The organism is Pseudomonas sp. DL (assembly GCF_047199225.1).
GTDB classification, from domain to species: Bacteria; Pseudomonadota; Gammaproteobacteria; order Pseudomonadales; family Pseudomonadaceae; genus Pseudomonas; species Pseudomonas aeruginosa.
This window is the reverse complement of the sequence record NZ_CP178323.1, coordinates 780,115-804,614: the sequence shown is the minus strand read 5'-3', so window position 1 is coordinate 804,614 and position 24,500 is coordinate 780,115. Positions and strand designations below refer to the sequence as shown.

19 protein-coding genes are annotated in these 24,500 nt (G+C 68.8%); 10 read left to right on the top strand and 9 right to left on the bottom strand.

Annotation, left to right across the window (positions count from 1 at the left end; all coding sequences use genetic code 11):
* Positions 1 to 50: 50 nt before the first annotated feature.
* Positions 51 to 1,247 (top strand): FAD-dependent monooxygenase PqsL, encoded by a 1,197-nt coding sequence (gene pqsL, locus ACI766_RS03780; RefSeq protein ID WP_003101379.1) that lies wholly within the window; start codon positions 51 to 53, stop codon positions 1,245 to 1,247.
* A 40-nt stretch (positions 1,248 to 1,287) separates the two neighbouring features.
* Here the strand turns inward: pqsL and ACI766_RS03775 are convergent, their stop codons facing one another.
* From ACI766_RS03775 to bfiS, 7 genes are all read right to left on the bottom strand, one after another.
* A complete protein-coding gene (locus ACI766_RS03775) occupies positions 1,288 to 2,292 on the bottom strand; it encodes an isopenicillin N synthase family dioxygenase (RefSeq protein ID WP_003101381.1) in 1,005 nt (334 codons plus the stop codon).
* 8 nt (positions 2,293 to 2,300) lie between these two features.
* A complete protein-coding gene (locus ACI766_RS03770) occupies positions 2,301 to 3,044 on the bottom strand; it encodes an amino acid ABC transporter ATP-binding protein (protein WP_003144541.1) in 744 nt (247 codons plus the stop codon).
* Positions 3,041 to 3,745: an amino acid ABC transporter permease gene (locus ACI766_RS03765; RefSeq protein WP_003101386.1), complete on the bottom strand. Its 705-nt coding sequence runs from the start codon at positions 3,743 to 3,745 to the stop codon at positions 3,041 to 3,043. Before ACI766_RS03765 ends, ACI766_RS03770 begins: the two co-directional genes overlap by 4 nt.
* Positions 3,742 to 4,440, bottom strand: coding sequence for an amino acid ABC transporter permease (locus tag ACI766_RS03760; RefSeq protein ID WP_016562288.1), 699 nt, complete (start codon positions 4,438 to 4,440; stop codon positions 3,742 to 3,744). Before ACI766_RS03760 ends, ACI766_RS03765 begins: the two co-directional genes overlap by 4 nt.
* 84 nt (positions 4,441 to 4,524) lie before the next feature.
* On the bottom strand, positions 4,525 to 5,355 hold the full coding sequence (locus ACI766_RS03755) for an ABC transporter substrate-binding protein (RefSeq protein WP_003123961.1): 831 nt from the start codon (positions 5,353 to 5,355) through the stop codon (positions 4,525 to 4,527).
* Positions 5,356 to 5,510: 155 nt separating this feature from the next.
* Positions 5,511 to 6,155 carry a two-component system response regulator BfiR gene (bfiR, locus tag ACI766_RS03750; RefSeq protein ID WP_079389919.1) on the bottom strand — a complete coding sequence of 215 codons (645 nt, stop codon included), beginning with the start codon at positions 6,153 to 6,155 and terminating at the stop codon, positions 5,511 to 5,513.
* 2 nt (positions 6,156 to 6,157) lie between these two features.
* Positions 6,158 to 8,434, bottom strand: coding sequence for a two-component system sensor histidine kinase BfiS (gene bfiS / locus ACI766_RS03745; RefSeq protein ID WP_003123960.1), 2,277 nt, complete (start codon positions 8,432 to 8,434; stop codon positions 6,158 to 6,160).
* A 245-nt stretch (positions 8,435 to 8,679) separates the two neighbouring features.
* Between bfiS and ACI766_RS03740 the strand changes: the two genes are divergently transcribed.
* The 3 genes from ACI766_RS03740 (at position 8,680) to ACI766_RS03730 (ending at position 13,275) form a co-directional block, all read left to right on the top strand.
* The gene (locus ACI766_RS03740; protein ID WP_003093598.1) at positions 8,680 to 10,302 is read left to right on the top strand and encodes an acyl-CoA synthetase; all 1,623 of its coding nucleotides are present in this window, start codon (positions 8,680 to 8,682) and stop codon (positions 10,300 to 10,302) included.
* Between the two features lie 117 nt (positions 10,303 to 10,419).
* Complete coding sequence (locus tag ACI766_RS03735; protein WP_003159276.1) at positions 10,420 to 12,201, top strand: acyl-CoA dehydrogenase C-terminal domain-containing protein; 1,782 nt, start codon at positions 10,420 to 10,422, stop codon at positions 12,199 to 12,201.
* A gap of 207 nt (positions 12,202 to 12,408) precedes the next feature.
* Entirely contained in the window at positions 12,409 to 13,275 is an 867-nt protein-coding gene (locus ACI766_RS03730) for an MBL fold metallo-hydrolase (RefSeq protein WP_003093600.1), read from the top strand.
* Positions 13,276 to 13,314: 39 nt separating this feature from the next.
* Here the strand turns inward: ACI766_RS03730 and ACI766_RS03725 are convergent, their stop codons facing one another.
* Together ACI766_RS03725 and nmoA are read right to left on the bottom strand one after the other, a co-directional pair.
* A complete protein-coding gene (locus ACI766_RS03725; RefSeq protein WP_023096430.1) occupies positions 13,315 to 14,355 on the bottom strand; it encodes a D-alanine--D-alanine ligase in 1,041 nt (346 codons plus the stop codon).
* A 95-nt stretch (positions 14,356 to 14,450) separates the two neighbouring features.
* On the bottom strand, positions 14,451 to 15,506 hold the full coding sequence (gene nmoA, locus ACI766_RS03720) for a nitronate monooxygenase (protein WP_003104734.1): 1,056 nt from the start codon (positions 15,504 to 15,506) through the stop codon (positions 14,451 to 14,453).
* Between the two features lie 107 nt (positions 15,507 to 15,613).
* On the opposite strand from nmoA, the gene nmoR reads away from it, so the two are divergent.
* The 6 genes from nmoR (at position 15,614) to opmD (ending at position 24,493) form a co-directional block, all read left to right on the top strand.
* Positions 15,614 to 16,468 carry a LysR family transcriptional regulator NmoR gene (nmoR, locus tag ACI766_RS03715; protein WP_003104733.1) on the top strand — a complete coding sequence of 285 codons (855 nt, stop codon included), beginning with the start codon at positions 15,614 to 15,616 and terminating at the stop codon, positions 16,466 to 16,468.
* 79 nt (positions 16,469 to 16,547) lie between these two features.
* The gene (ppgL, locus tag ACI766_RS03710) at positions 16,548 to 17,714 is read left to right on the top strand and encodes a gluconolactonase PpgL (protein ID WP_003093604.1); all 1,167 of its coding nucleotides are present in this window, start codon (positions 16,548 to 16,550) and stop codon (positions 17,712 to 17,714) included.
* A 650-nt stretch (positions 17,715 to 18,364) separates the two neighbouring features.
* On the top strand, positions 18,365 to 18,811 hold the full coding sequence (gene mexG / locus ACI766_RS03705; protein ID WP_003093607.1) for a multidrug efflux RND transporter inhibitory subunit MexG: 447 nt from the start codon (positions 18,365 to 18,367) through the stop codon (positions 18,809 to 18,811).
* A gap of 7 nt (positions 18,812 to 18,818) precedes the next feature.
* Complete coding sequence (mexH, locus tag ACI766_RS03700) at positions 18,819 to 19,931, top strand: multidrug efflux RND transporter periplasmic adaptor MexH (protein WP_003104731.1); 1,113 nt, start codon at positions 18,819 to 18,821, stop codon at positions 19,929 to 19,931.
* 12 nt (positions 19,932 to 19,943) lie between these two features.
* On the top strand, positions 19,944 to 23,033 hold the full coding sequence (gene mexI, locus ACI766_RS03695; protein WP_003093610.1) for a multidrug efflux RND transporter permease MexI: 3,090 nt from the start codon (positions 19,944 to 19,946) through the stop codon (positions 23,031 to 23,033).
* Complete coding sequence (opmD, locus tag ACI766_RS03690) at positions 23,030 to 24,493, top strand: multidrug efflux transporter outer membrane subunit OpmD (protein ID WP_003104727.1); 1,464 nt, start codon at positions 23,030 to 23,032, stop codon at positions 24,491 to 24,493. The genes mexI and opmD overlap by 4 nt, the downstream gene beginning before the upstream one ends.
* The last annotated feature ends 7 nt before the right edge of the window (positions 24,494 to 24,500 follow it).

Sequence of the window (24,500 nt, the reverse complement as noted above, 5' to 3'; positions counted from 1 at the left end):
GCTGCCTCCACCCTTCCCTTTTCCGCCAGGAACGACACGGAGACTCATCCATGACGGACAACCATATCGATGTACTGATCAACGGCTGCGGCATCGGCGGGGCGATGCTCGCCTACCTGCTCGGCCGCCAGGGCCACCGCGTGGTGGTAGTGGAGCAGGCACGGCGCGAACGCGCGATCAACGGCGCCGACCTGCTCAAGCCGGCCGGCATCCGGGTGGTCGAGGCGGCCGGGTTGTTGGCCGAGGTGACCCGTCGCGGTGGGCGGGTCCGCCATGAGCTGGAGGTCTATCACGACGGCGAGCTGCTTCGCTATTTCAACTATTCCAGCGTCGACGCGCGCGGCTATTTCATCCTCATGCCCTGCGAGTCGCTGCGCCGCCTGGTACTGGAAAAGATCGACGGCGAAGCGACCGTCGAGATGCTGTTCGAGACCCGCATCGAAGCGGTGCAGCGCGACGAGCGCCACGCGATCGACCAGGTGCGCCTGAACGACGGCCGCGTGCTGCGTCCGCGGGTGGTGGTGGGAGCCGACGGTATCGCCTCCTACGTGCGCCGCCGGCTGCTCGATATCGATGTGGAACGCCGCCCCTACCCGTCGCCGATGCTGGTCGGCACCTTCGCCCTGGCGCCCTGCGTGGCCGAGCGCAACCGCCTGTACGTGGACTCGCAGGGCGGGCTGGCCTACTTCTATCCGATCGGTTTCGACCGCGCGCGACTGGTGGTGAGCTTCCCCAGGGAGGAGGCGCGCGAGCTGATGGCCGACACCCGCGGCGAGTCGCTGCGCCGACGCTTGCAACGCTTCGTCGGCGACGAGAGCGCCGAGGCGATCGCCGCCGTCACCGGCACTTCGCGCTTCAAGGGCATCCCCATCGGCTACCTGAACCTGGACCGCTACTGGGCGGACAACGTGGCGATGCTCGGCGACGCCATCCACAACGTGCATCCGATCACCGGCCAAGGCATGAACCTGGCCATCGAGGACGCCAGCGCCCTGGCCGACGCCCTCGACCTGGCCTTGCGCGACGCCTGCGCGCTGGAGGATGCCCTGGCCGGCTACCAGGCCGAGCGCTTCCCGGTGAACCAGGCGATCGTCTCCTATGGCCATGCGCTGGCCACCAGCCTGGAGGATCGCCAGCGCTTCGCCGGGGTCTTCGACACCGCCCTGCAGGGCAGCAGCCGTACGCCGGAAGCCCTGGGCGGCGAGCGCTCCTACCAGCCGGTGCGGTCGCCGGCGCCGCTCGGCTGAACCCGCCAGCGCGGCCGGAGCGTAGCGTCCGGCCGCGCGCCTAGAGCAGGTCGCGGCGCAACTGCGGGAATACCTTGGCCACCTTGTTCAGCAGGTAGTCGCCGTACTCGCCGTGGAAAGCGTGGACGTTGGCCTGGTCCCAGCGACGGGCGCTGTCATCCTGTTCCGGCACCTCGGGCAGCCCTTCGATGGGCTGCACGCGGGCATGGAAGTTCGGATCGAAGAACAGCGGGAACGACAGGCGGTCGCGCCCCGAAGTGTTGCGTGCCACCCGGTGCGGCGTGCTGCGGTAGAGGCCGCCGGTCATGCGTTCGAGCATGTCTCCGAGGTTGCAGACGAACGAGCCCGGTATCGGCGGAGCCTCCAGCCAACCCTGTGGGGTGCGCACCTGCAGGCCGCCGATGGCGTCCTGGTGGAGCAGCGTGAGCAGGCCGTAGTCGGTGTGTTCGCCGACGCCCCACTGCACGTCGAGGCCCTCCGGCACTGGCTGGCTCGGGTAATTGAACAGGCGGAAGAGGATCAGCGGATCGCCGGTATAGCGCGCGGCGAAGTAGTCGGCTTCCAGTCCCAGACCGAGGGCGATGCCCTCCATCAGCCGGTGGCCGACGCGGGTGGTTGCGTCCAGGTACTCCAGCAGCGTCTCGCGCAGGCCGGGCACCTCGGGGAACAGGTTGGCGCCATGCAGCGGCGTCCCGGCGCGCACTTCGGGATGCTCAGCGTCCAGTTCGCTGCCCAGGTACAAGCCTTCCTTCCAGTCCGGGCGGTTGGAGGTCAGTTCGCCGCCAAGAGGGAAATAGCCGCGCCAGGCGCGCCCGCCAAGCTCCATGCGCCAGCGCAGCTTGCTCGTCTCGTCGAGGGCGAAGAACTGCCGCGCCAGGCGCTCCAGGCGCTCGACCAGTTGCGCCTCGACGCCGTGCCCGACCACGTAGAAGAAGCCCTGCTCGCGGCAGGCGCGGTCGATTCGCACGGCGACCGACCGTCGCGCCGCCGGGTCGCTGCCGGCAAGGGCGGCGATATCGATGATCGGCAGACTCGGAGTGCTCATGGCGTTCCTCACAGGGGTTGGGCGAAGGGGGTGCGGATGTCGGCGAGGAACTTCCGCGCACGCGGGTGCTGCGGGCGGTTGAAGAAATCGTCGGGGCTGGCGCGCTCCAGCACCCGGCCGGCGTCCATGAACAGCACGCGGTCGGCGACGTCGTGGGCGAAGCCCATCTCATGCGTTACCACCACCATGGTCATGCCGTCGCGGGCCAGGTCGCGCATCACCAGCAGCACCTCGCCGACCATCTCCGGGTCGAGGGCGCTGGTCGGTTCGTCGAACAGCATCAGCGGCGGCTCCATCGCCAGCGCGCGGGCGATCGCCACGCGCTGCTGCTGGCCGCCGGAAAGCCGCGCGGGGAACGCCGCCGCTTTGTCCGCCAGGCCGACCCGCTCCAGCAGCGCCATGGCCTGGCGGCGTGCCTCCGCGGGTTTCAGGCCGCGCAAACGGAGCGGCGCCAGGGTGCAGTTGTCCAGCACGTTCAGGTGCGGGAACAGATTGAACTGCTGGAACACGAAGCCGATGTGCGAGCGGAAGCGATTGAGGTCCAGGCCGGGAGCGTGGATGTCCTGGCCATCGATCAGGATGCGCCCGCCCTGGATCGGTTCCAGGCGGTTCAGGGTACGGATCAGGGTGGATTTTCCGGAGCCCGAGGGTCCGCAGACCACCACCACCTCACCGCGGCCGACCTGTTCGTCGACATCCGCCAGGGCGTGGTAGGCGCCGTACCATTTGTTGACCTTTTCCAGCCGGATCATCGGGCCTCCTTGGGATTGCCGCGCTGCGCCTGGCGGCGTTCGAGCCAGAAGGCGAAACGCGACAGTCCGAAGCACAGGATGAAATAGGTGAGGCCGAGGATCAGGTAGACCTGGGTCGGCAGGGTGAATACCTGGGTATTGATCTGCGAGGCGATGAAGCTGACTTCGGCCAGGCCGATGATGTAGCCCAGGGAGGTCTCCTTGATCGTCGAGACGAATTGGTTGACCAACGACGGCAGCATGTTGCGCAGCGCCTGCGGGAGGATCACCAGGCGCATGCTCGCCAGGTAGCCCAGGCCGAGCGAACGCGCCGCCTCGAACTGGCCACGGTCGAGGCCCTGGATGCCGGCGCGGACGATCTCGGCCAGGTACACCGCGTCGAACAGCACAAGCGCCAGCAGCATGGTGGTGAACTGGTCGGTGCGCTGGCCGGTGAGTGTCGGCAGGAAGAAATAGGCCCAGAAGATCACCATCAGCAACGGCACCCCGCGCACCACGAAGACCAGCGCGGTGATCGGCCAGCGCAGCCAGCGCCAGGGGCTGACCCGCGCCAGGCCGAGCAGGATGCCCAGTGGCAGCGCCAGCAGCAGCGCCAGCGAGGCCAGGACCAGGGTCAGGGCCAGCCCGCCCAACGGCCCGTTGGGGTACTGGCCGACGAGGAAGTACAGCCAGTAGCTATCGATCAGTTCCAGGGTGGTCATCGCCGTTCGACTCCCGGATAGCGCTGCTGGTACCAGGCGGCGGCGCCGGTGATCAGCAGCGATACGCTGAGATAGGCCGCGGTGGCGAAGGCAAAGGACTCGAAGCTGCGGAAGGTCGAACTCTCCACCTGGCCGGCCTGGTACATCAGCTCGGCGACGCCGATCACCGTGGCGATGCTGGTGTTCTTCCACAGGTTGAGGGTTTGCGAGATCAGCGGCGGTACGGTGATCCGCAAGGCCTGCGGGAGGATCACCAGGCGCATGCTCGCCAGGTAGCCGAAGCCCAGCGCGCGGGCGGCCTCCAGTTGCACCGTGGGCACCGCGCGGATGCCGCTGCGCATGTCCTCGCTCATGAACGCGGCGGTGTACAGGGTCAGCGCGACGATAGCGCTGGCGGCCTCGATGTTGCCGGCGTAGAGCCAGGCCTTGAGGTCCTCGGGTAGCCATTCCGGCGCGGCGAAGTACCAGAACAGCATGTGCGCCAGCAGCGGTACGTTGCGGATGCTCTCGACATAGGCGAAACCGAGCCATTGCAGGGCGCGCAACGGCGCCAGGCGCAGCAGCGCCACCAGCATCGCCAGCGGCACGGCGAAGACCAGGGTGACGGCGGCCAGCTTCAGCGACAGCAGCAGGCCGGCGACCAGCATCTCATGGTACTGGCCGCGCAGCAGCAGGGAGAAATCGAACTCGAACATGGGAAAGGCGCACGCTGTCCGCGAGGACTCACAGGGGACGGGCGGCGACGCGCATGGTCGCCGTCACGCAGAGACGTCAGGCGCTCACTCGGGGATCCGGTCGGAATCGATCTTGAAGTGGCGCTCGCTGAGGTTGGACTTGGTGCCCGGCCCGTACCACTTGAGGTACAGCTGCTCCGCCACGCCGCTGCGCTCCAGGCCGGCGAGGGTCGAGTCGACCAGTTGCTTGAGTTGCGGATTGCCCTTGCGGAAGGCGATGGCCAGGGCCTCGGTACTCAGGTTCTCCGGCAGGATGGCGTAGCCGCCGGCCGCCGCGCCGAGCTTGCCGAAATCGTTGACCAGTGCCGACTCGTCGTCGACGAAGGCCTGACCCTTGCCCTGCTGCAACGCCAGCAGCGCCTGCTGGCTGGTCTCGAAGGTGACCACCTGGGCGTTGGGCAGCGCCTTGCGGATGTTCGGCTCCTGGGTGCCGCCCTTGACCGTCAGCACCTTCTTGCCGTCGAGGTCATGCAGCGAGGCGAAGCCGGCGTTCTTCTTCACCAGGGCCTTCTGCCCGGTGACGATGATCGAATAGGAGAAATCCACCAGCGCCTCGCGCTCCTTGTTGTGGGTCAGCGAGGCGGCGAGCAGGTCCACGTGGCCCTGCTGCAACTCCGGGATACGCGCCGCCACGGAAATCTGCTTGAACACCGGCTTGACCCCGATGGCCTTGGCGATCTCGGTACCAAGATCGACCTCGTAGCCGATGATCTGACGGGTCTTCGGGTCGATGAAGCTGTTCGGCTCGTCGGTGCCAAGGGTGCCGATGACGATCTCGCCCTTTTTGCGGATGTCGGCCAGGTCGTCGGCATGGGCAGCGCTGCCGATCAGGGTGAACACAGCCGCCACGGCTGCGCCAAGCAGGCGAATCTTCATGATGGGTATCTCGCGGAGGAATGGGGTTCGACGTCGGGCGCCGGGTGGGCCGCAGTCTATTAATAACCAAACATCCGGTGAAATATGGTTTTCATATAACCATATGAGATATCAAACTATGCCACTTCCCGCCCTGCGCCAGGGCCCGCGCGCGCTCAGGTGCCCTCGCGCAAGCGCAGCGGGTCCACCAGCCCGGCGGCGATGGCCATGCCCACCAGCTCCGGCAGGGTCTGGGCCTGCATGCGCTTCATCACCCGCGCGCGGTAGAGGTCGACGGTCTTCACGCTGACTTCCAGTTGCTCGGCCACCTCGCGGCTGGTATAGCCGCGCACCAGCGGCAAGAGCACGTCGCGCTCGCGCGGGGTGAGGCTGTCCAGGCGTTCGCGCAACCCGGCGTCGAGATCGCCGCGCCGGCGCCGACGGGCGTGGCGATCGAGGGCCTGCTGCACGCTGTCGAGCAGCAATTGTTCGTTGTAGGGTTTCTCGATGAAATCCACCGCACCGGCCTTGAAGGCGCGCACCACGATGGGCACGTCGGCATGGCCGCTGACGAAGATCACCGGCAGGTCGATGCCGCGCGCCAGCAGTTCGTCCTGCACGTTCAGCCCGCCCATGCCGGGCATCCGCACGTCGAGCAGGACGCAGGCATGGCGGCCGCCCTCGCAGGCATCGAGGAAGTCCCGGCCCTGGGTGAAGGGCCGTGCCTTGAGGCCGACCGATTCCAGCAGCCAGACCGTCGATTCGAGCATGCCCTGGTCGTCGTCGACCACGTAGACCAGCGCTTCGTCAGGCATAGCCATCGTTACCCTCCCGTGGCGCCGGCGGCGAGCGGCAGCCGGCAGTTCATGAGCAACCCGCCATCCGCCGGCAGCTCGGCTTCGAGGGTGCCGCCGAAGCCCTCGACGATGCTGCGGCTCATCGACAGGCCCAGGCCCAGCCCTTCCGGCTTGCTGGTGTGGAACGGCGTGAAAATGTGTTCCAGCTGATCCGCCGGCACTCCCGGTCCCTGGTCGCGAACCCACAGGCAGAGCAGCCCGCCGGGCTCGACGCGGCTACCGATGACGACCCGCGACGGCGAGCCGGGATGCGCCTCGCGGTTGGCTTCGATGGCGTTGCGCAGCAGATTGAGGAACACCTGTTCGAGCAGCACGCGGTCGGCATACAGCGGCGGCGGATTGTCGGTCATCGCCTCTTCCACCGCCACTTGCCAGTGCCCGGCTTCCCACGCGCAGAGGCCGATGGCCTCGCGTGCCACCTGGTTGAGGTCGAGCGCCTGCAGGCGCCGCTGGCCCTTGCGCAGGAAGGCGCGCAGGCGCTTGATCACCTCCGCCGCGTGGCCGGCGTGCTCGCCGATCCGCGCCAGCCCCTCGGCCACCCGCCCGGCGGCCTCGGGCTGGCTGCCGAGGACGGCCAGGTAACGCTGGCTGGCGCTGGCGTAGTTCATCACCGCCGCCAGCGGCTGGTTGATCTCGTGGGCGATGCCCGAGGCCAGTTCGCCGAGAGTGACCAGCCGCGCAGTGTGCGCCAGTTCGTCCTGGTGACGGCGCTGCTGGGCCTCGCGCAGTTCGCGTTCGGTCATGTCGCGGGCCACCAGCGAGTAATAGCGCTCCTCGCCGCGGCCGCGATGGGCCAGCAACACCAGCGAGACTGGCAGCGACGGACGCCCGTCCTGCGGTTGCAGGCGCCCCTCGCGGCTCCAAACGCCGCCATCGCGCGCCTGTCGCCAACCCTCTTCGGCCAGCCGCGCCGGAGTGTCGCCGGCCAGCAGGCGTTCCAGCGCCGGCGCCTCCTGCCCGTCGGCGATGCCGAGGGCGGCACGTGCCGAAGGATTGAGGTAGGTGACGCGGCCGCCATGCTCGACGAACAGCACCAGGTCGGTGTTCGCCTCGACCACTTCGGCCAGGCGCCGGCGGTTCTCCTCCGCCTCGACCCGCCGGGTGACATCGCGGGACACGCTGACCACCTCCACCACCGCCCCGGTGTAGGTCTCGCGGATCGCCCGGCTGGCGGTCTCGAACCAGCGGTAGCGGCCGTCGCGGTGGCGGATACGGTAGGTGATGGTCAGGTAGCCGTCCTGCTCCAGCGCTTCGCGCGCGCGCAGCGCCACCTGGCCGCGGTCCTGGGGGTGGAACAACGCCTGCGCCGGACGCCCGCGCAGTTCCTCCGGCCAGTAGCCGAGCAGGGTCCAGGAGGCCGGCGAGGCGTCGAGGAAAATGCCGTCGAGGGTATGCCGGGAAATCAGGTCGGTGGTGTTCTCGGTGATCAGCCGGTACAGCCGGCTGGCCCGCGCCGCCTCGCGCTCGCCGCGCAGGCTGGCGGTGGCGTCGCGGCAGCGCGCCAGCACCCGGGCCTCGGCGCTGTCGGGAATGAACTGCCAGAGCAGGATGCGTCCGTCGCACTCCGCCTCCACCTCGCCGAGGGCCCGCGCCTGCCCCAGGCTGGCGCGCACCAGTTGCCCATGGTTGGCCGGGAGGTAAGCGCGCCAGGCCTCGCGCGGCCGCTCGCCAAGCAAGGCAAGGAAGGCCTGGTTGAATTCCACCGCCTGCGCCTCGCCGTCGAGCAGCAGCGCCGGCTGCGGGTCGGCCGCGAGGAACGGTGCAGCGCGGGTGACGCCACGGGCGGCGGCGAGCAACGGTGCGAGGAGCAGGCCGAGCCAGTCCAGCGCAGCGCTCTGCGGCGTATCGCTGGCCACCAGCAGCAGGCCTTCGTCGCCGGCCTGCAGGTCGAGGGCGAAGGCCATGCCATGCTCCACGCCGGCACGCCGCAAGCGCGCGCCGAGCCAGGACGCGGAACGCCGCAATTCGTCCAGAGCCAGCCGGCCGTCGCGCACCAGCCGCTCGCGCAACGCCAGGTCGCTGGCCCGGTTCGGCTCGCCGGCGCCCGGCGGCAGCGCCGGCGACGGCGGCACCGGGGTATAGGTCTGCGCCTGCGGCTGCCAGGCCAGGTACCAGGCCTGGCGCGTGCCCGGATGTTCGAGCAGCAAGCGGCGCAGCGCACCGACCCGCTCGACCAGCGGCGCGCCCTCGCGCAGCAGGCGCAGGAGGCTGTTGAGGGCAGGCGAAGCGGGAAGCGGACTCATGGGCGGAAGATGATCCTGGGAACTTATATGGTATTTATACTATAAGCTTATGGTTTAACTTCCATATATTTTTCATCGTTGCTATAAATCGCCCCAACCCAAGGAGCGCTTCGCCTGGTCCTTGGAAGCTGTTCACGATCTGCCGAGCCAGAGAAACCAGCCGTTTTCGACGCAGTCTCTCCGCGCGCGGCAGATCGTGACCCTTACCCAGAACAGAGCTAACAATCAGCCACGGGGTACTCTTCATGTCGATCTTCGAACAGGGTCTCGCGCCCGCCGCCGTCAACCACATCGCCCTGACGCCGCTGAGCTTCATCGAGCGCACCGCCAGCGTCTATCCGCACTACCCCGCGGTGATCCACGGCAACATCCGCCGCGACTGGGCGCAGACCTACCAACGCTGCCGACGCCTGGCCTCGGCCCTGGCCGGGCGCGGCATCGGCCAGGGCGACACGGTGGCGGTGATGCTGCCGAACATCCCCGAGATGCTCGAGGCGCACTATGGCGTGCCGATGATCGGCGCGGTGCTGAACACCCTCAACGTACGCCTCGACGCCGAAGCCATCGCCTTCATGCTGCAACACGGCGAAGCCAAGGTGCTGATCACCGACTACGAATTCCACGAGGTGATCCATGCCGCCATCGGTATGCTCGACCACCCGCCGCTGGTGGTCGACGTCAACGACCCCGAGTATGGCGAAGGCCGCCCGGTTGGCGAACTGGACTACGAGGCGCTGCTCGCCGAGGGCGACCCGCAGTTCGCCTGGGAATGGCCCCGGGACGAGTGGCAGGCGATCTCGCTGAACTACACCTCGGGCACCACCGGCAACCCCAAGGGCGTGGTCTACCATCACCGCGGCGCCTACCTGAACGCGCTGGGCAACCAGATGACCTGGTCCATGGGCCAGCACCCGGTGTACCTCTGGACCCTGCCGATGTTCCACTGCAACGGCTGGTGCTATCCGTGGACGGTGACCGCGCTGGCCGGCGTCCACGTCTGCCTGCGGCGGGTCGATCCGCAAAAGGTCCTCACCCTGATCCGCGAGCACCAGGTCAGCCACCTGTGCGGCGCGCCCATCGTGCTCAACGCCCTGATCAACATGCCCGACTCGGCCAAGGCCGCCATCGACCACCCGGTGCATGCCATGGTCGCCGGCGCCGCGCCACCGGCCAAGGTGATCGGCGCGGTGGAAGAGATGGGCATCCGCGTCACCCATGTCTACGGCCTCACCGAGGTCTACGGCCCGGTCACGGTCTGCGCCTGGCACGGCGAGTGGGACGACCTGCCGCTGGAGCGACGCGCCGCGATCAAGTCGCGCCAGGGCGTGCGCTACCCGACCCTCGAAGGGGTGATGGTGGCCGACCCGAAGACCCTTGAGCCGGTGCCGCGCGACGGCCAGTCCATCGGCGAGATCTTCATGCGCGGCAATACCGTGATGAAGGGCTACCTGAAGAATCCCAGCGCCACCGAGGAAGCCTTCGCCGGCGGCTGGTTCCATACCGGCGACCTGGCGGTCTGCCATCCGGACGGCTACATCGAGATCCGCGACCGGCTCAAGGACATCATCATCTCCGGCGGCGAAAACATCTCCACCATCGAACTGGAGGGCGTGCTCTACCGCCACCCGGCGGTGCTGGAGGCGGCGGTGGTGGCGCGGCCCGACGAAAAGTGGGGGGAAACGCCCTGTGCGTTCATTACCCTGAAGAGCGATCATCAGGGGCTCGCCGAGAGCGAGATCGTCGCGTTCTGTCGCGAACACCTGGCCGCGTTCAAGATTCCGCGTACCGTGGTGTTCTCGGAACTGCCGAAGACCTCCACCGGCAAGATCCAGAAATACGTGCTGCGCGAGTGGGCCGCCGCCCTCTGAGCGCCGCCAGCCGAATTGCCCGTGCAACGGCCGTGCCACGGCGGCCGTAGGCAGGATGCGCACGGGCAACCCTGTACCTGCGGCCGTCCCGCCGGCCGTTCACCGACGAGGTGTGCAATGCCTGAATACAACGCCCCGCTGCGCGACATGCGCTTCCTGCTCAACGACGTGTTCGACGCCCCCGCCCTGTGGCAGCGCCTGCCGCGACTGGCCGAGCGGATCGACGCCGACACCGCCGACGCCATCCTCGAGGAAGCGGCCAAGGTCACCGGCGGCCTGCTCGCGCCGCTCAACCGCAGTGGCGACGAAGAAGGCGCGCAGTGGCAGGACGGCGCCGTGCGCACCCCGGCCGGCTTCCGCGAGGCCTACGCGACCTACGCCGAGGGCGGCTGGGTCGGCCTCACCGGCAATCCGGCCCATGGCGGCATGGGCATGCCGAAGATGCTGGCAGTGCAGTTCGAGGAGATGATGTACGCGGCCAACGCCAGCTTCAGCCTCTATTCGACCCTTTCCGCCGGCGCCTGCCTGGCCCTCGATGCGCACGGCAGCGAGGAGCTGAAGAACAGGTACCTGCCGAACATGTACGCCGGCACCTGGGCCGGCTCCATGTGCCTGACCGAACCGCACGCCGGCACCGACCTGGGCATCATCCGCACCAAGGCCGAGCCGCAGGCCGACGGTTCATACAGGATCAGCGGGACGAAGATCTTCATCACCGGCGGCGAGCAGGACCTCACCGAGAACATCATCCACCTGGTGCTGGCCAAGCTGCCCGACGCGCCGGCCGGTTCGCGCGGCATCTCGCTGTTCCTGGTGCCGAAGTTCCTGGTCGGCGACGACGGCGCGCTCGGCGCACGCAACGCGGTGCACTGCGGCTCCATCGAGCACAAGATGGGGATCAAGGCCTCGGCCACCTGCGTGATGAACTTCGACGGCGCCAGTGGCTGGCTGGTCGGCGAAGTCAACAAGGGCCTGGCGGCGATGTTCACCATGATGAACTACGAGCGCCTGTCCATCGGCATCCAGGGCATCGGCTGCGCCGAGATGTCCTACCAGAGCGCCGTCGCCTACGCCCGCGAGCGCCTGCAAAGCCGCGCGCCGACCGGCCCGGTGGCCAGGGACAAGGCCGCCGACCCGATCATCGTGCACCCCGACGTGCGCCGCATGCTGCTCACCATGAAGGCGCTGACCGAGGGCGGCCGCGCCTTTTCCACCTATGTCGGGCAGCAGCTCGACCTGGCCAAGTACGCCGAGGACCAGGAAGAACGCAGCCAGGCCGAAGCCCTGGTGGCCCTGTTGACCCCGGTGGCCAAGGCCTTCTTCACCGATACCGGCCTGGAGAGCTGCGTGCTCGGCCAGCAGGTGTTCGGCGGCCACGGCTACATCCGCGAATGGGGCCAGGAGCAACTGGTGCGCGACGTACGCATCGCGCAGATCTACGAAGGCACCAACGGCATCCAGGCGCTCGACCTGATGGGCCGCAAGGTGGTCGCCAACGGCGGGCTGTTCCTCTCCATCTTCAGCCGCGAGGTGCGAGCCTTCGCCGCCGGCGCCAACGCCGAACTGGCGGAGTTCGTCACCCCGCTGCTGACCGCCCTGGACCTGCTGGACAACCTCACCCAGGGCATCGTCGCCCGCGCCGGCAACGACCCGCGCGAGATCGGCGCAGCCTCGGTGGAATACCTGCATCTGTTCGGCTATACCGCCTACGCCTACCTCTGGGCGCGCATGGCCGCCGCCGCGCTGCGCCAGCGCGAGGTCGACCCGGCGTTCCACGACGGCAAGCTGGCCACCGCGCGCTTCTACTTCGCCCGCATCCTGCCCCGCGTGCACTCCCTCGCCGCCGCCGTCGAAGCCGGCAGCGAAAGCCTGTACGGCCTGGAGGCGGAACAGTTCTGAAGCTTCCGTCGAGCGTTGTCGCGCGGCCCGTGGGCCGCGTGTTTTTTCCGGGACAGCATGCAACGCGCTGTCCGCCGACAGCCCGCGATAACGGCGGATAACCGCGAAGCGGTTATTCGCCCTACGACGCCCGGGAAGCCGGCCAGGCATTCTTGAAAAACGACGCAACCGCCGGTTATTCGCTAGACCAGGAACAAGGACATATCCATGCGAACCCTCACCACCCTCCTCGGCAACAGCCAGAAACTCGACGGCGGCGCCATGTTCGGCAATGCCCCGCGCGCGCTCTGGTCACGCTGGATGCAGCCCGATGCGGAGAACCGCATCGACCTCGGCTGCCGTGCCCTGCTGGTGCGCGACGGCGAGCGCAACGTACTGGTGGAGACCGGCATCGGCGCGTTCTTCCCGCCCGCCCTGCGCCAGCGCTACGGCGTCCAGGAAGAGCGCCACGTACTGCTCGACAGCCTCGCCGCGGTCGGCCTGGACGACGCCGACATCGACGTGGTGCTGCTCACCCACCTGCACTTCGACCACGCCGGCGGCCTGCTCGCCGCCTGGGAAGAAGGCCAGCCGGCGCGCCTGCTGTTCCCCAACGCGCATTTCGTCAGCGGCCGCCGCCACTGGCAGCGCGCGCGCCAGCCGCACCCGCGCGACCGAGCCTCGTTCGTGCCGGAACTGCTCGACCTGCTGCAGGCCAGCGGACGCCTGGAGCTGCTCGACGACGGCGAGCGCTCGGCGCATCTGGGCGAGGGCTGGCGTTTCCATTTCAGCGAAGGCCATACCCCGGGCCAGATGCTCCCGGAGATCGCCATGCCCGACGGCCCGGTGGTATTCAGCGGCGACCTGATCCCCGGCGCACCCTGGGTACACCTACCGCTGACCATGGGCTACGACCGCTTCCCGGAAGGCCTGATCGAGGAAAAGGAACGCCTGCTGGACAGCCTCATCGCCCGCAACGGCCGACTGGTCTTCACCCATGATCCGTGCGTCGCCATGGGCCGGGTGCGACGCGACGAACAGGAGCGCTACAGCCTCTACGACACCCTCGAGCGGGTCGAGAACCTCGAGGCCTGAGCGAAAGGCGCGGCCCGCCCCGGCGGCGGGCCGCGGGAATCAGGAACGCGCCTTGCGCGCGCCCTTGCAGCGCTCGATGCCGAGCCGGCAGATCCGCTCGCAGAGTTCGGCGAAACCGATCCCGGCCGCCGCCGCGGCCTGCGGCAGCAGGCTGGTGGCGGTCATGCCCGGCAGGGTATTGACCTCCAGGCACCAGAGCCGGCCCTGTTCGTCGAGGCGGAAGTCGGTGCGGCTGTAGCCGCTCAGCTTCAGCGCCCGGTGTACCTTCAGCGCCAGACGCTGGGCCTCGGCGGCGATCGCCGGCGGCAGGTCGGCGGGAAACACCTCGCGCACCGCGCCGGCCTGGTACTTGTGCTCGTAGTCGAAGACCTCCTGGCCGCCGAGGAGAATCTCGCCCACCGGCAGCGCCTGGTCGTCGAGCACCCCGACGGTGACCTCGCGGCCGGCGACGAAGCGCTCCAGCATCACCTGGTCGCCATAGCGCCCGGCCAGCTCGATGGCCGGCTGCAATTCGGCCTGGGAATGCACGATGGACAGCCCCACGGTGGAGCCCTGGCTGTTCGGCTTGACCACCAGGGGGAAGCCCAGTTGCTCGCGCACAGCCTCTTCCGAGGCCGGCGCCATCAGCCAACTGGCGGTCTCCACCCCGGCGGCGAGGAACAGGCGCTTGGCCACGTCCTTGTCCATCGCCATGGCGCTGGCCAGGTGGCCGCTGCCGGTATAGGCGAAACCACCGGCATCCAGCAGCGCCTGCAGGGTGCCGTCCTCGCCGGTGCCGCCGTGCAGGGCGAGGAAGAACACGTCGACCCCAGCCAGTTCGCCGGCGCTCAGCAGGCTCTGCTTGCCGCTGCGGATGATCGCCAGCGAGTCGGAGTCCGGCGGGACCTCCTTGACCTTGCTCGCCAGCAGGCGGCGCTCTTCCTCCGCGCCGAGCAGGCCGCTGGCGGTATCCACCGCCAGCACCTGGTGGCCGGCGCTGCGCAAAGCCTGGATCACCTGCGCGCCGCTGGCGATGGAGACGTCCCGTTCCTCACTGCTGCCGCCGAAGAGAACGGCGACCTTCAACTTGTCCTGTCCCATGTTCCACCTGTCGTTCCAGTGCTGGAGGCAGAAAAGCACAACACAGGGGTAACTGAACAGAGACAGTCATCGTCGCGCGCAGCGAACGGCCTCCCTCAGCCGCGCAGTTCCTCGACCAGCGTGCGCAGCAGTTCGGCGGCCGGCAGCTCCCGCGCCAGCGCCGCGCCCTGGCCGGCCCACTGGGCGGCGAAATCATGGTTGCCGCGAGCCAGAGCGGCGGTCTGCAACGCTTTGGTCGCGTCGTAGACGAACGGATAGTCCGGCAAGGGCGGCACTCCAGGCGCGGCGGCATCGAAGAACATCCGGTTGGGCAGGCCGCGGGCGCTGCGCCCGGACATGGTCACGGTCAGCGCGGTGCGCGCCGCGCGCGGCCCCTTCAGCGCCTCGCGGTAGGCGGCGTTGGCCGAGGACTCCGGACAGAGGACGAAGGCGGTGCCCATCTGCACGGCGCTCGCGCCCAGCTCCAGGGCGGCGCGGATGCCCCGTCCGTCCATGATCCCGCCGGCAGCCACCACCGGTAGCGAACCGCGCGCCGCCAGCAGGCGGACCAGCGCCAGGGTGCCGATGGCGGCGTCGCCGCGCTCCGGCTCGAACACCCCGCGATGGCCACCGGCCTCGATGCCCTGGGCGACCACCGCATCGGCGCCGGCGGCCTCCACCAGGGCTGCTTCCTCCGGCGTGGTGGCACAGACCAGTACGCGGATGCCCGCCGCCTGCAACGCGCGAACCTGGTCGCGGGGCGGCGCGCCGAAATGGAAGCTGACCGCCGCCGGCCGCTCTTCCAGCAGCATCGGCAGCAGGGTCGGGTCTTCGAGGAAACTCAGGTAGATGTTGTTCAGGCGCGCCGGCGGCTCGGCGCCGAACTCGGCGAACAGCGGCTTCAGGTAGTCCAGCCAGGCGCGCTCGCGGGCCGGGTCGGCCTGCCCCGGGCGGTGGCAGAACAGGTTGACGTTGAACGGCTTGTCGGTCAGCCCGCGCACCTCGCGGATCAGCGCCCGGCCCTTCTCGGCGGCGCTACCGGTGATGGCGATCGAACCGAGCCCGCCGGCGTTGGATACGGCGGCGGCCAGCGCCGGCGTGGAGACGCCGAGCATGGGTGCCTGGATGATCGGCTGCTGGATGCCGAGCAGGCGCGTGAAGCGGTCAGTCATGGCGATTCCCTCTCCCGGTCGGACGACACCGCGTCGGCCGACGCTTGACCAATATATCTTCATAAAAGAATATTTTTAACAATTCATTCTCATAAAGAGATAGATCGATGGACCTTTCCTCCCTCGAAATCTTCCGCGCGGTCGCCCACGAAGCCAGCGTCACCCGCGCCGCTCAGCAGTTGCAGCGAGCGCAGTCGAACGTCACCACGCGGATCCGCCAGCTCGAGGAGGACCTGGGCGTCGAACTGTTCCTGCGCGACGGCAAGCGCATGAGCCTGACCGAACGCGGCAGCGAATTCCTCGCCTACGCCGAGCAGTTGCTGGCTCTCGCCGACGAGGCGCGTCAGTCGATGCATCCCGCCGAGCCCGGCGGGCGCCTGCGCCTGGGCAGCATGGAAAGCACCGCGGCCAGCCGCCTGCCGGCGCTGCTGGCGAGCTATCACAAGGCCTGTCCGCGGGTCGCCCTGGAAGTCTCCACCGGCACCAGTCGCGCGTTGTTCGATGGGGTGCGGGCGCGGCGCCTGGACTGCGCGCTGGTGGCCGCCGGCCCGGGCTGGGCCGGCGAACTCGATGGCAGCGGCCTGCGCGGCGAGCCGCTGTTCCGCGAGGAACTGCTGATGATCCTGCCGGCCGAACACCCGCCGGTCCACGACGTCGCCGAGGTGCGCCTGCGCACCCTGGCCGGCTTCGCCCGTGGCTGCACCTACCGGCAACTGGCCGAGGACAGCCTGGGCACGCCGCTGACGGTGCAGGAAGTCGGCTCCTACCATGCGATCCTCGCCTGCGTCGCCGCCGGCGCCTGTGTCGGCGTGCTGCCGCGCTCGGTGCTGCAACTGCTCGGCACGCCGCCGCTGCGCAGCCTGCCCCTTGCCGAAGTAGACACCTGGCTGGTCTGGCGCGAAGGCTACGCGACCGCCGCCTTCGAACGCTGGCGCGGCGTGCTGGGCCAGGCCGGCGACTGAGCGGCCAGGGGCGAACCCAACGGCCTGGCTCCGGTCCAACCCCGAGCCATCAGAACAATAGCGAGCCACGGAGTTGCCCATGAGAAGACTGCCCACCCTCTGCCTGCTGGCCCTCGCGCCGCTCACCGGCGTGGCGCCCCAGGCCCAGGCCGCCAGCCTCTACAACCTGCTGGTGGGGACCTATACCGAAGGCTCCAGCGAGGGCATCCAGGTATACCGCTTCGACGGCGCCGACGGCTCGGTGAAAGGCCCGCTGCGCGTGGCCCATACCAGCAACCCCTCGTACCTGACCTTCGCCCCGGACCAACGCACTCTGTTCGTGGTCAACGAGAACGGACGGGGCGGCAAGGGCGATACCGTCGGTCGCGCCACGTCCTACCGTTTCGATCCGATCAGCGGCCGCCTGCAACAGATCAGCCAGGTCCAGACCCTCGGCGATCATCCGACCTACAGCAGCCTCAGCCACGACGGTCGCTACCTGTTCGTCGCCAACTACTCGGTACAGCCGGAAGGCTCGGTGGCGGTACTGCCGGTGCGCGCGGACGGCTCGCTGGCGCCGGTGGTGCAGGTGGAGTCGCACCAGGCCAGCAAGGTGCATCCGCGCCAGGTTTCCGGTCATGTGCACTCGGTGGTGTCCTCGCCCGACGGCCAGTACCTGTTCGCCCCCGACCTCGGCGCCGACAAGGTATTCGTCTACCGCTACGCCCCGGAACAGGCCGAACGTCCGCTGCAGGCGGCCGATCCGGCATTCGTCCCGACCCCGCCCGGCAGCGGCCCGCGCCATCTGATCTTCAGCGCCGACGGGCGTTTCGCCTACCTGACCCTGGAACTGAGCGGCCAGGTGATGGTGTTCGCCCATGAGGGCAATGGCCGCCTGCGTCAGTTGCAGACCCACGACCTGGCGCCTGCCGGCTTCCAGGGCAAAGTCGGCGCCGGCGCCCTGCACCTGTCCGCCGACGGCCGCTTCCTCGGCGTGCTCAATCGCGGCGACGACAACCAACTGGTGACCTTCGCCGTCGACCCGGCCAGCGGCCAGTTGCGTTTCGTCGAACGGCGCTCGGTGGAAGGCACCGAGCCGCGCGAATTCGCCTTCTCGCCCGGCGGGCGCTTCGTCCTCGTGGCCAACCAGAACAGCGACCAGTTGCGGGTGTTCGCCCGCGATCCGCAGAGCGGCCAGGTGGGCAAGACGCTGCAAAGCGTCGAGGTGGGGTCGCCGAGCGATCTGCGCTTCGTGGCGGTGCCGTGACCTTGCGCTCGGCCATCCGCCGATATGCCGCTGGGCCGGCGGATCGGCGCTAAGCGGTCATCCGCACCACGGAGCCAGACCCGAAGCCCGCCCTGGCTCCAAGGCCCACAGGCATGGAGCTTCCGCCCACATACGGCAAGTCCTGCAGGGCGAATAACGCCAGGGGCGTTATCCGCCGCTGTCCCGGAGAACCGGCGGATAACCGCAAGCGGTTATTCGCCCTACGGAACCAGGATCCGCCACGTAGAGGTTTGTCATGCTTGCCCTCCAGACGATGGGGGAGCTAACTCGCCCCGGCAGGAGGTCGAATCGTCGCGCAGCGGGTCGAGCGACAGTGATGCCGCGAAGGCGTCTCGCTCCAGGGGGAACCGTCGCGACGGGTTGCCCGCAAGCTACACCCAGCCCCTCCCCCAATAGTCCCCGCGACCAATCGTCAGCCCCTCATCCCACCGTCCCGCGACACCAACGAATCCACCTTAAACCCACGCCCAGCAAGGCCTATAGCGCTAATCACAGACGCCCTTGACCTCAACTTAACTTGAGGTTTTATAGTCCCCGCTGCGGTCATACCGCCCCGTTTCCCCAGGACCACGAACCGCCCCCACGGCCGCTTCGCGGCGCCGGATGGCGACCAGCACAAGGAACGACCCATGCAGCGCTTCATCGATAACTCGCTCGAAAGCAACTGGCTCTGGCTGACCGCCCGGATCTGCCTGGCCCTGATGTTCGTCGCCTCGGGACTGGCGAAGCTGTTCGACTATCAGGCCAGCCTGGAGGAAATGCGCGCCGCCGGCCTGGAGCCGGCCTGGCTGTTCAACATCGCCACCGCCGTGACCCTGCTGGCCGGCTCCGCGCTGGTCCTGCTGGACCGCAAGCTATGGCTCGGCGCCGGGGCGCTGGCGGTGTTCCTGCTGCTGACCATCCTCATCGTCCACACCTTCTGGAGCAAGACCGGCGTCGAAGCCAAGCTGGCGATGTTCTTCGCCCTCGAACACATCGCGGTGATCGGCGGCCTGATCGCCACGGCCATCGCCAGCGCGCAACGTCAGCGGCTGCGCCAGGACGTCTCCGTGGCCGCCACCTACCAGAAGGCCTGAGGCGATCATGCAGAAACCCGTCCTGATCGCCAGTGCCGCGCTCATCTGCGCGGCGGTTATCGGCATCGCCGTCTACGCCACCGGCTCGGCGAAGAAAGACGCCGGCGGTTTCGCCGGCTACCCGCCGGTGAAGGTCGCCCTCGCCTCGGTGGAGCGGCGGGTGGTGCCGCGCGTCTTCGATGGCGTCGGCGAGCTGGAGGCCGGTCGCCAGGTCCAGGTGGCCGCCGAAGCGGCAGGACGGATCACCCGCATCGCCTTCGAATCGGGCCAGCAGGTGCAGCAAGGGCAGTTGCTGGTGCAACTCAACGACGCGGTGGAACAGGCCGAGCTGATCCGTCTCAAGGCGCAGTTGCGCAATGCCGAGATCCTCCATGCCCGTGCGCGCAAGCTGGTAGAGCGCAACGTCGCCTCGCAGGAACAGCTGGACAACGCCGTCGCCGCCCGCGACATGGCGCTCGGCGCGGTGCGCCAGACCCAGGCGCTGATCGACCAGAAGGCGATCCGCGCGCCCTTCTCCGGCCAGCTCGGCATCCGCCGCGTGCACCTCGGCCAGTACCTCGGCGTCGCCGAGCCGGTGGCCAGCCTGGTGGATGCGCGGACCCTGAAAAGCAATTTCTCCCTGGACGAAAGCACCAGCCCCGAGCTGAAGCTCGGCCAGCCCCTCGAGGTCCTGGTCGACGCCTATCCGGGGCGCAGCTTCCCGGCGCGCATCAGCGCCATCGACCCGCTGATCGGCAAGTCGCGCACGGTGCAGGTCCAGGCCTTGCTGGACAACCCCGAAGGCCTGCTCGCCGCCGGCATGTTCGCCAGCATCCGGGTCTCGCGCAAAGCCGACGCGCCGTCGCTGAGCGTGCCGGAAACCGCGGTCACCTACACCGCCTACGGCGACACCGTGTTCGTCGCCCACCAGGACGGCGACCGGCCGCTCAGCGCCAAGCGCGTCTCGGTGCGGATCGGCGAGCGCTGGGACGGTCGCGTGGAAATCCTCCAGGGCCTCGCCGAGGGCGACCGGGTAGTGACTTCCGGACAGATCAACCTGAGCGACGGGATGGCCGTGGAACCGGTCAAGGAAGACACCCTGAGCAGTGCCGCGCCCCCCGTGCCGGTCGCAGGCCGCTGAAGGAACCCCGCGATGACCTTTACCGACCTGTTCGTCCGCCGGCCGGTGCTGGCGCTGGTGGTCAGCACGCTGATCCTGCTGCTCGGCCTGTTCTCCCTGGGCAAGCTGCCGATCCGCCAGTACCCGCTGCTGGAAAGCTCGACCATCACCGTCACCACCGAGTACCCCGGCGCCTCCGCCGATCTCATGCAAGGCTTCGTCACCCAGCCGATCGCCCAGGCGGTGTCGTCGGTGGAGGGCATCGACTACCTTTCCTCGACCTCGGTGCAGGGGCGTAGCGTGGTGACCATCCGCATGCTGCTCAACCGCGATTCGACCCAGGCGATGACCGAGACCATGGCCAAGGTCAACTCGGTGCGCTACAAGCTGCCCGAGCGTGCCTACGACTCGGTGATCGAACGCTCTTCCGGCGAGACCACCGCGGTAGCCTACGTCGGCTTTTCCAGCAAGACCCTGCCGATCCCGGCGTTGACCGACTACCTGTCGCGGGTGGTCGAGCCGATGTTCTCTTCCATCGACGGCGTGGCCAAGGTCCAGACCTTTGGCGGCCAGCGCCTGGCCATGCGCCTCTGGCTCGACGCCGACCGCCTCGCCGGGCGCGGCCTGACCGCCTCCGACGTGGCCGAGGCGATCCGCCGCAACAACTACCAGGCGGCGCCGGGGATGGTGAAGGGGCAGTACGTGCTGTCCAACGTGCGGGTCAACACCGACCTGACCAACGTCGACGACTTCCGCGAGATGGTCATCCGCAACGATGGCAACGGCCTGGTGCGCCTGCGCGACGTCGGTACCGTCGAACTGGGCGCCGCGGCCACCGAGACCAGCGCACTGATGGACGGCGATCCGGCGGTGCACCTGGGGTTGTTCCCGACGCCCACCGGCAACCCGCTGGTGATCGTCGACGGCATCCGCAAGCTGCTGCCGGAGATCCAGAAGACCCTGCCGCCGGATGTCCGCGTCGACCTCGCCTACGAGACTTCGCGCTTCATCCAGGCCTCCATCGACGAGGTGGTGCGGACCCTGGTGGAAGCGCTGCTGATCGTGGTGCTGGTGATCTACCTCTGCCTCGGCTCGCTGCGCAGCGTGCTGATCCCGGTGGCGACCATTCCCCTGTCGATGCTCGGCGCCGCCGCGCTGATGCTGGCTTTCGGCTTCAGCGTCAACCTGCTGACCCTGCTGGCGATGGTGCTGGCCATCGGGCTGGTGGTGGACGACGCCATCGTGGTGGTGGAGAACGTCCACCGCCACATCGAGGAAGGCAAGTCGCCGGTGGCGGCGGCGCTGATCGGCGCCCGCGAAGTGGCCGGCCCGGTGATCGCCATGACCATCACCCTGGCCGCCGTGTACACCCCCATCGGCCTGATGGGCGGCCTCACCGGCGCGCTGTTCCGCGAGTTCGCCCTGACCCTGGCGGGCGCGGTGATCGTGTCCGGGGTGGTGGCGCTGACCCTGTCGCCGGTGATGAGTTCGCTGCTGCTCCAGGCGCACCAGAACGAGGGGCGCATGGGCCGCGCCGCCGAGTGGTTCTTCGGCGGCCTGACGCGGCGCTACGGGCAGGTCCTGGAGTTCTCCCTGGGCCACCGCTGGCTGACCGGCGGCCTGGCATTGCTGGTGTGCATCAGCCTGCCGCTGCTGTATTCGATGCCCAAGCGCGAACTGGCGCCGACCGAGGACCAGGCCGCGGTGCTCACCGCGATCAAGGCGCCGCAGCACGCCAACCTCGACTATGTCGAACTGTTCGCGCGCAAGCTCGACCAGGTCTACACCAGCATCCCGGAAACCGTGAGCACCTGGATCATCAACGGCACCGACGGACCGGCGGCGAGCTTCGGCGGGATCAACCTGGCGGCCTGGGAAAAGCGCGAGCGCGACGCCTCGGCGATCCAGTCCGAGCTGCAAGGCAAGGTCGGCGACGTCGAGGGCAGCAGCATCTTCGCCTTCCAGTTGGCAGCCCTGCCCGGCTCCACCGGCGGCCTGCCGGTGCAGATGGTGCTGCGCAGCCCGCAGGACTATCCGGTGCTCTACCGGACCATGGAAGAGATCAAGCAGAAGGCCCGACAGAGCGGGCTGTTCGTGGTGGTCGACAGCGACCTCGACTACAACAACCCGGTGGTCCAGGTCCGCATCGACCGCGCCAAGGCCAACAGCCTGGGCATCCGCATGCAGGACATCGGCGAGTCGCTGGCGGTGCTGGTGGGCGAGAACTACGTCAACCGCTTCGGCATGGAGGGCCGCTCCTACGACGTGATCCCACAGAGCCTGCGCGACCAGCGTTTCACTCCGCAAGCGCTGGCACGACAGTTCGTGCGCACCCAGGACGGCAACCTGGTGCCGCTGTCGACGGTGGTCCGGGTGGAGCTTCAGGTCGAACCGAACAAGCTGATCCAGTTCGACCAGCAGAACGCCGCGACCCTCCAGGCGATCCCCGCGCCCGGCGTCTCCATGGGCCAGGCGGTGGCCTTCCTCGACGACGTGGCGCGCGGCCTGCCGGCCGGCTTCAGCCACGACTGGCAATCCGACTCGCGGCAATACACCCAGGAAGGCAACACCCTGGTGTTCGCCTTCCTCGCCGCCCTGGTGGTGATCTACCTGGTGCTCGCCGCGCAGTACGAGAGCCTGGCCGACCCGCTGATCATCCTGATCACCGTGCCGCTGTCGATCTGCGGCGCGCTGCTGCCGCTGGCGCTGGGCTACGCGACGATGAACATCTATACGCAGATCGGCCTGGTCACCCTGATCGGCCTGATCAGCAAGCACGGCATCCTCATGGTCGAGTTCGCCAACGAACTGCAACTCCACGAGCGCCTCGACCGCCGCGCGGCGATCCTGCGCGCCGCGCAGATCCGCCTGCGGCCGGTGCTGATGACCACCGCGGCAATGGTCTTCGGCCTGGTGCCGCTGCTCTTCGCCAGCGGCGCCGGCGCCGCCAGCCGCTTCGGCCTGGGCGTGGTGATCGTCTCCGGGATGCTGGTCGGCACCCTCTTCACCCTGTTCGTGCTGCCCACCGTCTATACCCTGCTGGCGCGCAACCACGCGGAAGTCGACAAGAGCCCGCGCAGCCGGCAACTGGCCGAGGCCGATCTGCTGGTGAACAAGGCATGAAGCGCTCCTACCCGAACCTTTCGCGCCTGGCGCTGGCCCTGGCGGTCGGCACCGGCCTGGCCGCCTGCAGCGTCGGCCCCGACTACCAGCGTCCGCAGTCGCCGCCGCCACGCGTCGCCAGCGAGCACCTCGGCGAGTTCTCCGGCGAGCGGCGGGAAGCGCCCTGGTGGAGTTTCTTCGACGATCCGCAACTGGTGCGCCTGGTCGACCAGGCGCTGGCGCGCAACCACGACATCCGCGAGGCCCGCGCCAACCTGCGCAGCGCCCGCGCGCTGTTCGACGACCGCTGGCTCGACCAGTTGCCGCAGGTCACCAGCCAGGCCGGCTACAGCCGCAGCATCGAACAACAGCTGGACTACGACGGCGAGCCGCGCCGGCGCCTGGCGGAGAGCTACCGCGCCGGCTTCGACGCGCAGTGGGAAATCGACCTGTTCGGCCGCCTCGGCCGACTTTCCGACGCCGCCCTGGCCCGCGCCGAAGCGGCCGACGCCGACCTCCGGCTGGTACGCCTGAGCATCGCCGCCGACACCGCCCGCGCCTACTTCGAGATCCAGGGCTACCAGCGCCGGCTGGACGTGGCGCGCGCCCAGGTGCGCAGTTGGCGCGACACCCTGGAGCTGACCCGCAGCAGCCTGCAACTGGGCAGCGGCCTGCCGGAGGACGTGGAGAACGCCCAGGCCAACCTGCTGCGCAGCGAAGCGGCGATTCCGCCACTGACGACCGCGCTGGAGAGCGCCCGCTATCGCCTCGACGTGCTGCGCGGCGAGGCACCCGGCAGCGGCGCGCCGATCCTCGACGGCGGCGCCGCCGCGCCATTGGCGAAGAACCTGCCGCTGGGCGACGTCGACCGCCTGATCCTCCAGCGCCCCGACGTAGTCAGCGCCGAGCGGCAACTGGCAGCGAGCACCGAAGACGTCGGCGCGGCCACCGCCGAACTCTATCCGCGCCTCGACCTGGGCGGCTTCATCGGTTTCTTCGCCCTGCGCAGCGGCGACCTCGGCAGCGCCTCGCGCGCCTTCGAACTGGCGCCCAGCGTCAGTTGGCCGGCGTTCCGCCTGGGCAACGTGCGGGCCCGCCTGCGCGCCGTCGAGGCGCAGTCCGACGCCGCGCTGGCGCGCTACCAGCGCTCCCTGCTGCTGGCCCAGGAGGACGTCGGCAACGCGCTCAACCAACTGGCCGAACACCAGCGTCGGCTGGTCGCCCTGTTCCAGTCCGCGACCCATGGCGCGAACGCCCTGGAGATCGCCAACGAACGCTACCGCGCCGGCGCCGGCAGCTACCTGGCGGTGCTGGAGAACCAGCGCGCGCTGTACCAGATCCGCGAGGAACTGGCGCAGGCGGAGACCGCCTCGTTCGTCAACGTCATCGCGCTCTACAAGGCGCTCGGCTGGGGCAGCGGCGACCTGGCGCCGGGCGCCGGCCAACTGGCCGCCGGCGAAACCGCCGGGGCCAACCGTTGAAAGTTCC

Bases quoted from the DNA above. Each gene is read 5' to 3' on its own strand.
- nmoR (WP_003104733.1), top strand. From the start codon at position 15,614: ATGGACCTTTCCTCCCTCGAAATCTTCCGCGCGGTCGCCCACGAAGCC.
- bfiR (WP_079389919.1), bottom strand. From the start codon at position 6,155: ATGGCTATGCCTGACGAAGCGCTGGTCTACGTGGTCGACGACGACCAG.
- ACI766_RS03755 (WP_003123961.1), bottom strand. From the start codon at position 5,355: ATGAAGATTCGCCTGCTTGGCGCAGCCGTGGCGGCTGTGTTCACCCTG.
- ppgL (WP_003093604.1), top strand. From the start codon at position 16,548: ATGAGAAGACTGCCCACCCTCTGCCTGCTGGCCCTCGCGCCGCTCACC.
- ACI766_RS03725 (WP_023096430.1), bottom strand. From the start codon at position 14,355: ATGGGACAGGACAAGTTGAAGGTCGCCGTTCTCTTCGGCGGCAGCAGT.
- ACI766_RS03775 (WP_003101381.1), bottom strand. From the start codon at position 2,292: ATGAGCACTCCGAGTCTGCCGATCATCGATATCGCCGCCCTTGCCGGC.
- ACI766_RS03735 (WP_003159276.1), top strand. From the start codon at position 10,420: ATGCCTGAATACAACGCCCCGCTGCGCGACATGCGCTTCCTGCTCAAC.
- ACI766_RS03740 (WP_003093598.1), top strand. From the start codon at position 8,680: ATGTCGATCTTCGAACAGGGTCTCGCGCCCGCCGCCGTCAACCACATC.
- ACI766_RS03760 (WP_016562288.1), bottom strand. From the start codon at position 4,440: ATGTTCGAGTTCGATTTCTCCCTGCTGCTGCGCGGCCAGTACCATGAG.
- ACI766_RS03770 (WP_003144541.1), bottom strand. From the start codon at position 3,044: ATGATCCGGCTGGAAAAGGTCAACAAATGGTACGGCGCCTACCACGCC.
- mexI (WP_003093610.1), top strand. From the start codon at position 19,944: ATGACCTTTACCGACCTGTTCGTCCGCCGGCCGGTGCTGGCGCTGGTG.
- mexG (WP_003093607.1), top strand. From the start codon at position 18,365: ATGCAGCGCTTCATCGATAACTCGCTCGAAAGCAACTGGCTCTGGCTG.
- ACI766_RS03765 (WP_003101386.1), bottom strand. From the start codon at position 3,745: ATGACCACCCTGGAACTGATCGATAGCTACTGGCTGTACTTCCTCGTC.
- bfiS (WP_003123960.1), bottom strand. From the start codon at position 8,434: ATGAGTCCGCTTCCCGCTTCGCCTGCCCTCAACAGCCTCCTGCGCCTG.
- opmD (WP_003104727.1), top strand. From the start codon at position 23,030: ATGAAGCGCTCCTACCCGAACCTTTCGCGCCTGGCGCTGGCCCTGGCG.
- nmoA (WP_003104734.1), bottom strand. From the start codon at position 15,506: ATGACTGACCGCTTCACGCGCCTGCTCGGCATCCAGCAGCCGATCATC.
- pqsL (WP_003101379.1), top strand. From the start codon at position 51: ATGACGGACAACCATATCGATGTACTGATCAACGGCTGCGGCATCGGC.
- ACI766_RS03730 (WP_003093600.1), top strand. From the start codon at position 12,409: ATGCGAACCCTCACCACCCTCCTCGGCAACAGCCAGAAACTCGACGGC.
- mexH (WP_003104731.1), top strand. From the start codon at position 18,819: ATGCAGAAACCCGTCCTGATCGCCAGTGCCGCGCTCATCTGCGCGGCG.